The organism is Kitasatospora cystarginea (assembly GCF_039533515.1).
Lineage (GTDB): Bacteria > Actinomycetota > Actinomycetes > Streptomycetales > Streptomycetaceae > Kitasatospora > Kitasatospora cystarginea.
The window spans coordinates 15,299-28,352 of the sequence record NZ_BAAATR010000060.1; the positions used below are offsets into that span (position 1 = coordinate 15,299).

General features: G+C 70.2%; 7 protein-coding genes and 1 pseudogene. 7 read left to right on the forward strand and 1 reads right to left on the reverse strand.

The features are described from left to right. Positions 1–126 precede the first annotated feature (126 nt). From ABD369_RS37035 to ABD369_RS37055, 5 genes are all read left to right on the forward strand, one after another. On the forward strand, positions 127–477 hold the full coding sequence (locus tag ABD369_RS37035; protein ID WP_344641043.1) for a VOC family protein: 351 nt from the start codon (positions 127–129) through the stop codon (positions 475–477). A 1,027-nt stretch (positions 478–1,504) separates the two neighbouring features. Beyond that, positions 1,505–4,054 carry a collagenase gene (locus ABD369_RS37040; protein ID WP_344641044.1) on the forward strand — a complete coding sequence of 850 codons (2,550 nt, stop codon included), beginning with the start codon at positions 1,505–1,507 and terminating at the stop codon, positions 4,052–4,054. Between the two features lie 393 nt (positions 4,055–4,447). Further along, complete coding sequence (locus tag ABD369_RS37045; RefSeq protein ID WP_344641045.1) at positions 4,448–5,569, forward strand: carboxylate-amine ligase; 1,122 nt, start codon at positions 4,448–4,450, stop codon at positions 5,567–5,569. Positions 5,570–5,575: 6 nt separating this feature from the next. Then, complete coding sequence (locus ABD369_RS37050; protein ID WP_344641046.1) at positions 5,576–7,360, forward strand: N-acetylglutaminylglutamine amidotransferase; 1,785 nt, start codon at positions 5,576–5,578, stop codon at positions 7,358–7,360. Between the two features lie 14 nt (positions 7,361–7,374). Continuing rightward, positions 7,375–9,561 (forward strand): alpha/beta fold hydrolase, encoded by a 2,187-nt coding sequence (locus ABD369_RS37055; protein ID WP_344641047.1) that lies wholly within the window; start codon positions 7,375–7,377, stop codon positions 9,559–9,561. 159 nt (positions 9,562–9,720) lie between these two features. On the opposite strand, the gene ABD369_RS37060 is transcribed toward ABD369_RS37055, so the two are convergent. After that, complete coding sequence (locus tag ABD369_RS37060) at positions 9,721–11,823, reverse strand: trehalose-6-phosphate synthase (protein WP_344641048.1); 2,103 nt, start codon at positions 11,821–11,823, stop codon at positions 9,721–9,723. Between the two features lie 102 nt (positions 11,824–11,925). Between ABD369_RS37060 and ABD369_RS41380 the strand changes: the two are divergent. After that, a pseudogene (locus tag ABD369_RS41380) lies at positions 11,926–12,123 on the forward strand (hypothetical protein); the annotation flags it as partial. A 295-nt stretch (positions 12,124–12,418) separates the two neighbouring features. Next, a complete protein-coding gene (locus ABD369_RS37070) occupies positions 12,419–12,775 on the forward strand; it encodes a DUF5132 domain-containing protein (protein ID WP_344641049.1) in 357 nt (118 codons plus the stop codon). The last annotated feature ends 279 nt before the right edge of the window (positions 12,776–13,054 follow it).

The following is a 13,054-nucleotide window of genomic DNA, read 5'->3' on the forward strand; positions in this document are numbered from 1 at the left end:
GGGATTTGGAGCGGCCGGAAGCGTCTGCCACTGGCTCTGCTCGGACGGCTGACCGCTCGTGGTCCGCGAACACGTAGTACGGCGTCGCAGCACCACGTTGTTCGTGCCAGGACCTACCCTGGCCGCATGATCACTGGCGGACACGTCATCCTCTACAGCCGTGATGCGGATGCCGACCGGGCCTTCTTCAGGGATGTGCTGGAGTTTCCGCATGTCGACGCGGGAGGCGGTTGGTTGATCTTCAAGCTCCCGCCGACCGAGATCGCCGTGCATGCCACGGAGGGCCCGGAGACGCAGGAGTTCTATCTGATGTGCGACGACGTCGACGCAACGGTGCGGAGCCTGGCCGCGAAGGGAGTCGAGTTCACGCAGCCGGTCACCGACGCACGCTGGGGACGGCTCACCAGGTTCCGGCTGCCGGGCGGCAGCGAGCTGGGCATGTACGAGCCGCGCCACGAGAGGGCTATCGACCTGTAAGGCATCCCGGCACTGCGGGAGTCATCGACGGCTGATCAACTACCAGGTCAACGGTCCGAGCAACGTCGCCGAAAGCCGGGCGAGACGGCCGCCGCCAGCCCCGACGGTCGGCCGCGGGGGCTGGCCGTCCCGCCGTCAGAAGTGCGGGTTGTCGGTCGGCTTGTCGCGGTCGGTCCCAACAGGGTGGCCGCCCTCTCGGAAGACAGCCCGAAGCTGACCCAGGCGTGGTTGAGCAGAAGCAGGCCGACATAGGCGAGGGTCAGCGGCGATCGGCGCGGATACGCCCGGATGGTGCGGAGCAGCCGGCCCAAGGGGCCCCACAATGGCTGAGAGTTCATGGTGTGAGATTGTCCAGGCTAGCCGACGGGTGTTGTTGACTTGTCAGTTGTTCTCTCCGGACTTCGGCCATCTCCTCAGGTGTCACACCACATCAACGACACCAACTGGCACAAGGACGCGCCGCCACGCACCGACCTGACCAAGCCCTGGTAGCGGCGGAGACCCTACATGGGAGCCCGCCTCACAACCAGCGAGGCGCTGCCTGCACGATCGGCCTTCACAGCCGAGGAGTTGACACCGCCCCAGGACCACGCCCCACCTGCGGTTGAGCGGTTCAGGCCGGGTTCCCGCGCTCGCCATCCTGAAGATCTCGCACACTTTCCGTTATCCGCAGCCCCGCGCCCGATCTCCCATACGTCGGCAGCAAACCACCCATCTGCCGGTGAGGAGAGCGCATGACTGACAAACGAGCGGTATGCGGGCGTGACAAGGGCCGTGTACCGGTGGGTACTTCGGTGGCGGTGAGCGTCATCGCCGGTGTCCCGCCCCGCCACGGATGATCCCGAACTGACCACAAGTCAGTTGATCAGCGAGCTCGTGATCGGCCAGGACCCGCCATCGGCTCGGCGCCCGACGCCCGACGCGGGCCAACGGCGCTGCGAAAACTGACGACACGTCATCTGATTGCGCAGTCCCCTCCTCCGCTAGGCCGTGCCGCACGGCGCTGCCCCCACACCAGGAGAACCACATGAAAGCCGCACACGCCCGCAAGAAGCTGCCCAAGCTCCTGATAGCCGCCGCCCTCGCGCTGACCGCCGGGATCGGGATCGCGGCCAACGGGCCGGGCAGGGCCCATGCGGGGCTCACCAGCCCCTCCCCTGCAGTCAAGACCGCCACTCCCCGCCCGGGCCTGGCACCCCAGTCAGCCACCGACGCCGTCCAGGACGACGACTCGAAGCAGGTGCGCCCCAAGGACCGTCGACCTCTGCCGTCCAACACCGAGGCACTGCACCAGGACTACAGCAAGCCGGCGAGGTCCGCCGCGGCACTGTCGAAGGCAGCGACCGCGAAGGCAGGCGGCCCGAAGGCGAGCGCCGCCGAGTGCTCCACCAGCGCCTTCACCGCAAACACCGGCAGCGCCCTGCTCCAGGCGATCCAGTCCGCGGGCCCGGACTGCATCAACGGCCTGTTCAGCCTCACCGGTTCAGACGCACACCTGGCCTTCCAGGAGTCGCAGATGACCACTGTGGCGGACGCCTTGGCCACCGCCTCCCGCGACTACCCGGGTGACAACAGCACCCACGTCCTGGAACTCGTGCTCTACCTTCGGGCCGGCTACTACGTGCAGTGGAACCACCCCTCCGACGTCGGCACCTACGGCAGCGCTCTGCAGACCGCGATCCAGTCCGCCCTGGACTCCTTCTACGCCAACCCCCACAGCCTGGACGCCACCGACGCCAACGGCGCAGTCCTGTCGGAAGCCGTCACCCTGATCGACAGCGCCAGCCAGAACGCCCGCTACCTGCCCGTCCTCAAGAAGCTGCTCACCGGCTACAACAGCTCGTACAACAACTCGTACAACATGCTGACCGCGGTCAACAACGTCTACACCGTCCTCTTCCGCGGCCACCAGAACCCCGACTTCGTCACCGCCACCGACGCCGACCCCTCCATCCTCACCACCCTCGAAACCTTCGCCAACAACAACCTCGGCCTCCTCGGCGGACCGCAGAGCTACCTGGCGTCCAACGCCGGCACCGAACTGGCGCGGTTCCTGCAGGATCGCACCCTGGCCCCCACCGTCCGTCCGATGATCAAGAGCCTGCTGGCCAAGTCCTCGATGACCGGCCCCACCGCACCCCTCTGGGTCGGCATCGCCGCCCAGGCAAACGACAACGACCAGAACAACTGCTCCGACTACGGCACCTGCGACCTCGCCAACCGGCTCAAGGCGGCCGTGCTGACCATCGACTACCAGTGCGGCACGGTCCACATCGTGACCCAGGCGCTCACCAAGGACCAGCTGCTCAGCACCTGTGACAGCCTCACCGGCGAGAACGCCTACTTCCACAACCTCGTCAAGGACCCCGGCCCGCTGCCCGACGACCACAACAGCGCCATGGAGGTGGACGTCTTCCACTCCACCAGCGACTACCAGACCTACGCCAACGTCATCTTCGGCGTCGACACCAACAACGGCGGCATCTACGAGGAAGGCGACCCCTCCAAGCCCGACAACCAAGCCCGGTTCGTCGCCTATGAAGCCGACTGGCTGCGCCCGAGCTTCCAGATATGGAACCTCAACCACGAGTACACCCACTACCTCGACGGCCGCTTCGACACCGCTGGCGACTTCGCCGCCGCAACCTCCACCCCTGACACCATCTGGTGGATCGAGGGCTTCGCCGAGTACGAGTCCTACGGCTACCGCGGCGTGACCGACGCCGAGGCGGTCGCCGACGCGGCCAAGGGCACCTACCCGCTCAGCACCGTCTTCGCCAACACCTACAGCAGCGGCACGGACCGGATCTACCCCTGGGGCTACCTCGCGGTGCGCTACATGATGGAGAACCACCGCTCCGACATCGACACCCTGCTCGGTCACTACCGATCCGGCGACTACAAAGCCGCACTAGGCCTGATCAACTCCATCGGCACCAGCTACGACGCCGACTGGGCCAAGTGGCTCAAGGAATGCGCCGCCAGCGCGTGCAACGCCGCCGGCAAGCCGCTCACCGCCACCTTCACCGCCAAGGCGAACGGGCTGAACGTCACGCTCACCGACACCACCGAAGGCTCGGCCTCGATCACCGCCCACAAGTGGGAATTCGGCGACGGCACCACCTCCACCGACGCCAACCCGACCAAGACCTACACCAAGCCGGGCAGCTACCACGTCCGGCTGACCGTCACCGACAAGGCCGGCGCCACCGCAACCGCCGACCAGACGGTCGCGGTCGGTGCTTCAGCCGCCGAGTGCACCGCTGACGACACCCGCCGGCTGGACCGGAACTGCAGCCGATCCAACCTCACCGCCGCCGCCGGAGACAACAGCTACCTCTACATCGACATCCCCGCCGGAACCAAGACCCTCACCATCACGACCACCCCCGGCACCGGAACCACCGACCTCTTCTACAGCCCCACCACCTGGGCCGACAGCACTGCCAACACCGCCTCCGCCACCGGCGACGGCCCGCACACCCTCACCATCACCAGTCCCCCGACCGGCTGGAACTACATCACCCTCCACGCCACCACCGCCTTCACCGGCGCCACCGTGACGACAGAGTTCTGACCCCCGCCAGTCGCGCCGCCCTGCGGGTTCCCCTCCACCTGGACCCGTGCATTACGCTGGCCACGCCTTTTCCGCCGGGCTCCCGCACCTGCTCGCCGGTGCCCGCTGGAACGCGGACGAGATCCGCCACGACCCAGCTGATCAACGCCATCACCCACTGGCCGGCAGGAAGCGGCTCAAGCCCGCGGATTGCCCGCGCTCAGCGTCACCGCGAACGACGACGCGCACCTGCGCCGCGGCTGGTGGCCGCTGCGCCGGCTGCGACCTGTCACGGTTCCTGATGCGGCGCGGGGGCGGTCGTGGGAGGTTGGTTCTCCGGAGGCGGGACGCCGCGTAAAGCGGCCGTCCGGGGCGGTGGCCCACCGTAGTGCCGGACCGGCTCGGAGGTGTCTGATGGCCGTGTCGATGGGAGTCGAGGAGGAGTTCCACGTCGTCGACGTGGAGAGCCGCATGCTGGTGGCACGGGCCCACGAGGTGCTGGACCGCCTGCCGGCGCGCGGCTTCGTCACCGAGTTCCTGCAGTCGGTCGTCGAGTCCAACAGCGGCGTCCACGTCTCGCTGGACGCCCTGCACGAGGATCTGGCCCGCTCCCGGCAGACCCTGTCCGAGGCCGCCTCGGGACTCGGGCTGGCGATCGTCGCGGCCGGCACCGCACCGCTGGCCCGGGTGGGGACGGTGGACGCGACCCCGCACCCCCGCTACCTGCACATGGTCGACGAGTACCGCTTAGTGGCCGACGAGCAGCTGATCTGCGGCGTGCAGTTCCACGTGGACGTGCCCGACCGTGACACGGCCGTGCGCGCGATGTGCGTCGTCTCGCCCTGGCTGCCCACGCTGCTGGCGCTGTCCACGAGTTCGCCCTTCTGGCTCGGCAGGGACACCGGTTACGCCAGTTGGCGGACACTGCTGTGGCAGCGGTGGCCCACCAGCGGGCCGGCCGGCTGCTTCGCCTCGGCGGCCGACTACGACGCGGCCGTGACGGGTCTGGTGCGCTCCGGAGTCATCAGCGACGCCGGGATGGTCTACTACGACATCCGGCCCTCCGCGCACCAGCAGACCCTGGAGCTGAGGATCTGCGACGCCTGCCCCCGGGTGGAGACGGTGGTGATGATCGCCGGGCTGTTCCGCGCGCTGGTGGTGGATGCCTGCGCCGCCGTACGGGGGACCGGCGAGTGCGGGCACACCCGGCCGCAGTGGCTGCGCGCCATGACCTGGCGAGCCGCTCGCTCGGGGCTGGGCGGTGACCTGGTCGATCCCACCACTGGCCTGGCGGGCCCGGCGCGGGCAGTGGTCCGCACGATGCTGACGCGATTGCGGCCGACGCTGGAGGAGTTCGGCGACTGGGAGCTCGTCTCGGCGATGACGGAGGAGACCCTGGACCTGGGCGACGTCGCCCACCAGCTACGGCGGATCGCCGCCGGTGGGGACCTGACGGCGGCCGTCGACTTCCTGATGGCCCAAACCCGTACCCGCCCCGCGACCGGAGCCCCCGTACCAGCGCCCGGACGAAGGTGAGCTGGCATGTGCGGGCTGAGCGGTGAGATCCGATTCGACGGCGGGCGCCCTGACCTGGCCGCCGTGGAGCGCATGACCGACCGGCTGGCGGCCCGCGGGCCCGACGGCCGGGGCATGTGGTCGCAGGGCGCCCTGGCCCTCGGTCACCGGCGCCTGAAGATCATCGACCTGTCGGAGCGCGGCGCCCAGCCGATGACCGATTCCGAGGCGAGGCTGACCGGGGTCTTCAACGGGTGCATCTACAACTACCGGGAACTGCGGCAGGAACTGGAGGCGCTGGGGCACCGCTTCTTCTCCACCTCCGATACCGAGGTGCTGCTCACGGCCTACCGGCAGTGGGGGTCTGCCTGCGTGCTGCGCCTGTTCGGCATGTTCGCCTTCGCCGTGGCCGAGTTGGACACCGGACGGCTGGTGCTTGCCCGCGACCGCCTCGGGATCAAACCCCTCTACCTGGCCCAGCGGCCCGGCCGGCTGCGCTTCGCCTCCTCGTTGCCCGCGCTGCTCGCCGGAGGCGGGGTGGACACCTCCCTCGACCCGGCCGCGCTGCACCAGTACCTGAGCCTGCACGGTACGGTCGCCGCGCCGCGCACCGTGCTCGCCGGGGTACGCAAACTGCCGCCGGCGACCGTCCGAGTCGTCGAGCCGGACGGCCGCCAGTACGACGAGTGCTACTGGCAGCCGTCCCACTGCCGCCGGCCCGAGCACGCGGGCATGGGCCCCGCCGACTGGCGGGACGCCGTGCTCGACGCACTGCGCACCGCCGTCCGGCGCCGCACCGTCGCGGACGTGCCGCTCGGGGTGCTGCTCTCCGGTGGCCTGGACTCCAGCCTGATCGTGGCGTTGCTGGCCGAGTCCGGCCAGCACGACCAGGCCACCTTCAGCGTGGGGTTCGAGACCGAACGCGGCGAGAAGGGCGACGAGTTCCACTACTCTGACCTGGTGGCCCGGGAGTTCGCCACCGACCACCACCAGATCATGGTGCCCTCCGATCGGCTGCAGACCGCCGTGGACAGGGCGGTGAGCGCCATGAGCGAGCCGATGGTCAGTCACGACGTTGTCGCCTTCCACCTACTGGCGGAACAAGTCTCCAAACACGTCAGCGTCGTGCAGAGCGGGCAGGGCGCCGACGAGATCTTCGCCGGGTACCGCTGGCATCCCGCCCTGGCGGCCGTGCCGCGCGAGCAGGAGCCCGAGACCTTCGTGCGGACCTTCTTCGACCGCTCGCACGCCGAACTCGGCCGGATCCTCCAGCCCGACCTGCTGACGGAGCACGACGCTTCCGGCGAGCTGGTGCGTGCCCACATGGCGGCCGAGGGCGCCGAGACCGCCCTCGACGCGGCCATCCGGCTGGACACCCACGTCCTGATGGTCGACGACCCGGTCAAACGGGTCGACAACATGACCATGGACTGGGGCTTGGAGGCCCGCGTACCGTTCCTGGACCACGAACTGGTCGAGCTGGCCGCGGCCTGCCCACCGGAGCTCAAGCTCGCCCACGGAGGCAAGGGGGTCCTCAAGGAGGCCGCCTGGAAGCTGCTGCCGCGCGAGGTCGTCGACCGGCCCAAGGGCTACTTCCCGGTTCCGGCGATCCGGCGGATGGCTCCGCAGGTACTCGACCGGATCCGCCAGGCCCTCACGGCCCCCGAGGCCAGATCCCGGGGAGTCTTCCAGCAGGCATACCTGGCCGAGCTGCTCGCCGCACCGGACGCCCACCGCACAGCGCGCGGGGCGAACGCCCTGTGGCAGGTGGCCCTGCTGGAGATGTGGCTGCAGTCCCACGGGATCGGCTGAACGGGAGGCGCGGCGTGGCGAACCGGCAGACGGATCCCGAGACCCCGGCGGCCCCCCTGGCCGAGGCCCTCCCGGACGCCCCCGGCGACAGGGAGACGCACAGCCCGGTCAGCGCGCACGGCTGCTGGTACCCATCGGCGGACCCCACCGGCGCGCGGGTGGCCTTCATCTGCAACCGGGGCGGAGTGCCCCAGCTGTGGACGGGAACGGCCGACAGCGACGACGTGCACCTGCTGGACACCGGACTCGACCCGGTCATCGAGGTCTCCTGGTCCCCGGACGGCCGCTGGATCGCCTACACCACCGCGCCCGGCGGCGGCGAACTCACCCGGGTGCTCTGCGTCCGACCGGACGGCCGCGACCGCCGGGTGCTGGCCGGCGCCGCACCGGGCAGCACCGCCTACCTCGGCCGCTGGAGCCGCGACGGTTCGGCCCTCGCCATCACCGCCACCGACCCGCCGGCGGGCCCGCCCACCGCGCAGCACAGCGGCCCCGGCCCCGCCGCTCCCCCGTCGTACCAGAAGTTGCCGCCGAGGGAGCGGGACAGCGGCGACGGGCACCCGGTCCCGCTCGGCGGCGTGCACTGGAGCGAAGTGGGAGCACCCGCCCCCAGCGCCGCACCGCTGGTCGCGCTGCGCCCGCCGACGCCCGGCGCACCCGCGCCCGAGCCGCATCTCACCGGCGGCGGGCTGGCCGTCTACCTGGCCGACCCAGCCGGTGTGCGCCCACCCGAGCTCATCGCCACCGAGCCCGCCGGTGCCACGCTGCGACTGTGCGACAGCACCGCGGACGGCCGGCTCGTTCTGCTGCTGCGCGGACCGCGCGGCGGACGTGAGGCCGTGGTGCTGCGCACCGCGGACCGCGTGACGGCCTACGCGCTGCCAGTGGCCGACGGCGACCCATGGATCGGCCGGTTCTCGCCCAACGGGCGGTGGCTCCACCTGCGCAGCGACGCCGAGCGTGAGTTCGCGGCCCTGGTCACCGCCGAGCTCGGACCGGACGGAACCTGCCTGTGCCGTGCGGTGACCGCACAACGCGAGGGCGCCGACCTGGAGTTGCTGTCGATCCCGGACGACGGCCGCAGCGCCGTCCTGGCGTGGAACATGCACGGCCGCACCGAGCTGGAGGCCATCGCCCTGCCCGCCGCCCCGCCGCGGCCCACGGCGCCGCGCGCCGGGGCCGGCAGGGGCGTCGGGCTGGAGGCAGGCGGCTCCACTGACGCCGGAAACCCGGTGCGCGCCCTGTCGCTGCCGCACGAGGTGGTGACCCGGATCACCCCGGCGGGCCCCCGGGGGATGACACTGGCCGTCTCCGGCTCCCGCCGCCGGCCCGGTGTCTGGCACACGCCCGACGGTCTGACACCGCTGCGCACCCCGTGGTCCTCGCGTGACGAGGACGTCGTGGCACCCGACCAGCACCCGCCGGTCCGTCCTGAGCACCTGCGCCTGAGGTCCCGCGACGGGTTGGCCCTGAGCGGTTGGTACTACCGGGCCTCCGGCCGCGAGCCCGACAGCCGGGCGCCGTGCGTCATCCACCTGCACGGCGGGCCGGAGCAGCAGGAACGGCCGGTGTTCGATCCGCTCTACCACGAGCTGCTCGGCCACGGCCTGGACCTCTTCGCCCCCGACGTGCGCGGTTCGCTGGGCGCGGGCCGTTCCTTCGTCAACGCCGACCTCGGCGACAGGCGGTTCGCAGCGATCAACGACGTCGCGGACTGCGCGACGCACCTGATCACCCTCGGCCTCGCCGACGTCCGGAGGCTGGCCGTGATGGGGCACTCCTACGGCGGGTACCTCACGCTGGCCTCCCTGGTCTGGCACCCGGAGCTGTTCCGCACCGGTGTCTCGGTGTGCGGCATGTCGGACTTCCTGACGTTCTTCGCCGGCACCGAGCCCTGGATCGCGCGATCGGCCGCCGCCAAGTACGGCCACCCCGAACGGGACCGTGAGCTGCTGCGCGCCCTGTCCCCCATGAGCCACATCGACGCACTGCGGGTACCGGTGCTGGCCATCCACGGTGAGCACGACACGAACGTCCCGCCGGGCGAGTCCGAACAGTTGGTGCGGGCAGCCCGGCAACGGGGCATCCCCGCCGAACTGCTGATACTGCCCAACGAGGGCCACGAGTTCCGGCGCACCCGCAGCCGCGTCCTGTTCCGCCGCACCGCGGCCGCCTGGATCGAGCGCCATCTCGCCGAGTGACCGGGACGTCATACGACGGACGGGCCCGGCCACCCGCCACGGCCCCCGCCACCACCGCCCGCCGCGGCCACTACCGGCGACGACTCGCTGACAACCCCCGACCCCGGCGCGGCCGGGCTATCCGAGGTTGACCACACGGGAGCGTGTCCGGAAGATCGCTCACACGCCCGTCGGTGGCCTGCCGGTGGCGTCGCTGTTCCGGATGGCGTGGATGATCCGGGTTGCCCAGTCGGCGGGCCGTTCATGGCCGAGGAGTTCGGAGAGCTTGTTCATGCGGGCGCGGCGTTCGGCGGGAGTGAGGGCGAGGGCCCGGGCCAGCACGGTGCTGAGGTCGTCGGGTGAGTGTGGGTCGGTGAGCAGGGCCGCGTCGCCGAGTTCGGCGGCGGCGCCGGCGTGGCGGGAGAGCACCAGGACTCCCGGCTCGTCAGAGTGGTGATGGGGGAGGGCGGCCTGGGCGGCGATGAACTCCTTGGCGGTCAGGTTCATTCCGTCCTGCAGGGAGGTTACCCAGAGTACGTCGGCGGCCAGGTACTCGTTGATGACCTCGGTGGTGGAGAGGTTGCGGGGAAGGTAGTCGACTGGCTGCCAACTACCGTTCTGCCACTTGGTGTTGATGTCGGTGATGCACTGTTCGAGGTGTTGGCGGGTGGTGTCGTAGGCGGTGATGCCCGGCTCGGGTGGCGGGCAGACGAGCCGGAAGGTCAGCCGGCCGCGCAGCTCGGGCTGGTGGGTGAGGAGGTGGTCGATGGCGTCGACCTTCTGGACCGGGGCCTTGGCGTAGTCGAGGCGTTCGACCGAGAGCACCACGCGGCCGGTGGCCGGGCGGCGCTGTGGTGTGTGGAGGCGGGCGGGTTTCTCGATGGCCGGTCGGTCGATCCCGAGCGGATGGACGGCGATGTGCGGCATGCCCGGCAGGCCGGCCAGGGTCCGGCGGAAGTGCTCGGCGAAGAGGTCGGTGTGGAAGCCGGCCCAGTCCAGGCAGGCGAGGGAGGTACGAAGTTCGGCGGCGACCGGCAGGGTGGTGAAGACCTGCGGGGGTGGGAAGGGGGTGTGGTGGAAGAGTCCGGTCTTGAGGTCGGGGCGGGTGCTGCGTAGCAGGCCGGGGACGAGCCAAAGGTTGTAGTCGTGGAGCCAGACGGTGGCGCCGGGTGCGGCCTCGGCGCTGATGTGCTGGGCGAAGCGTGCGTTCACCGTGCGGTAGTCGGCCCAGGCGTCGCTGTCGAAGGCCGACCGGCCGGGTTCGGACATCAGCACCGGCCACAGTGTTTCCTTGCAGGCGCGGTGGAAGTAGCCGCTCCACTCGGCGGTGCTGAGCGGCACGAGGGAGAGCGGCAGTCCGCTTTGGTGCGGGCGGGTGGTCTGCTGGTCGTCGCCAGCCAGGGCCGTGACCCAGATGCCTGGCAGGCCTTCGGTGAAGGCGCTGGTCAGGGTGGGCAGGATGCCGTTGGGGCTGGAGGGCGGCTGCCAGCTCTCGCCGTTCCAGTGCAGCGGTGGGCGGTGGTAGGCCACCACGAGCGAGTGTCGGCGTGCGGGACGGTCAAGGGCGGGGGAGACCCAGCCGAGGTGCCGAAGCGTGGCGTGGATCGCGGCCGCGCCGGTTTGGCGGGGACGGTGGACCCGGTGGTCTGCGGCGAGTGCGGTGAGCAGTGCGGGCTCGGCACCGGCGACGATCACTGCGTGTGCGCCGAGTTGGAACAGTGACAGGTCGTTGAGGGAGTCGCCGGCGACCAGGATCTCCTTGGGCTGCCAGCCCAGTTTCCCGGCCAGGGCCCGAAGGGCGTTGCCCTTGGAGGCTGTTGGTGGCAGGACGTCGAAGTAGCGGTCGGCGGAGTGCACCCAGGTGCAGCCGAGGGCTTCGACGGCTGCGATGAGCTCGTCGGTGAGCCGGCCCGGGGCGAGGTGGTAGGAGCAGCGTCCGTCCTGGACGACGCCGTGCTGGTAGGTGAGCGAGGGGAAGCGGCGTAACGCGGCGCGTACGCGGTCCGCTCCCGGCCAGCCGGCGCGCAGGTGTTCCTGCAGGGGATCCACGGGGGTGAAGTCCGTGCCGTCGATGACGGTGGCGCCGACGTCGGCGATGATCCACCGAGGTCGCGGGACGAGCGGATCGCGTAGCACCTCACGGGTGGATGACAGTCCTCGGCCGGTGGCGAAGACCAGCGTCACCTCGGGGTGGCGGGCCAGCGCGTCTCGCAGTCGGCGCCGGTCGTCCGGGGTGCCGCCGAGTAAGGTGCCGTCCAGATCGGTGACCAGAATCCTCGACATCCGAGCGACGCTAGCACCCACACCCAGCGCGGTGAAGGGTTCACCTCGAGGCTGGCCGCGGCACTGCGGGGCCGTTGGAGATCGGGTCAGGTTGCGTTGGCCGGTGGGCTGCCGTACACGCTGGAGCTGCTGGCGCTGCGCCGCCCGCCTGCGGCGACCTTCGCGGTACTGATGAGCCTGGCACCGGCGATCGGGGCGCTGGCTGTGGGCCTTCCACGAGGTGGTGCTGGGAGGCGGCGGGCTGCCGTTTTCCCCTGCGGCGGCGGGTGGCACGTGAACTCGGAAATCCTTATCAAGTAGTAAAAGTAAGACTAGGGATTGGTCCGGTGAATATGCATACGGCAATCCGAGCTACTTGGGGAGATCAAGATCACTCGCAGGGGTGAAAGCGGCCGGGACTTTTTGGCCTTGATTGATATGGTTCGACTACGGTGACGGGAGAGCGGGCGGTGGACCCCATCGACGAGGAATTCGGACCGGTAGTCGAATCGCGAATTCCAGAAATATGAGCTTCCGTCCGCCCAGCTGTGCGCTGCTTCGGTGTTCGCAGTGCCCGGGTTCCTGTCGTGCGTCTGCGTAGAGAGGATGGAGCGCCATGCCGCCCGTAGTACCGTCCTTCCTGGTCGGCCTCATCATCGCGCCACTGGCCAAGCGTCTCGTCAAGCCGTTGGTGCGCGGCGTCGTCAAGACGTCCGTCGGTCTCGCGATGGAGGTGAAGAAGGCGGCCCATGAGGCCGGAGAGAACATTCACGACCTCGCGGCCGAGGTGGCCGCCGAGGCGATGGCGGCCCAGATCGCCGCCGGTGACGTCGGAGCCCGTTCGGGCGACGGACAGCGGGCCGCCGGGACCGCTGCCCCGAACGACGAGAAGGACGAGCCCGCCGACCGGGCCGAGGGCGAGGCGAGGACTCCGAAGATTCGCGCGACCGCCGGCGCCGGCAAGGCCCACTGATGGCCTGTTCGGCGGCCCTGGTCGCCATGTGGACGCGAATTCCGATCCTCCGGGAAACGCGTCCACGGTAGTCGGTCGCAGGCTCGCCGACGGCATCACTTTTTCTCAGGGAATTCCACTCTGTCGCAGTAATCCGTCGTGCCCGTGGCGGTTTTTGCGACCTCTGCAAACAGGTGATCGTGCACATGTCATCTCTGCTGGGTGCCGCAGCCGGGTATCGCGCCGTGGATGTGGAAGTGCGTCCGCGCTCGGTCATTCCGGGTCGGCAGCGCTGGGACG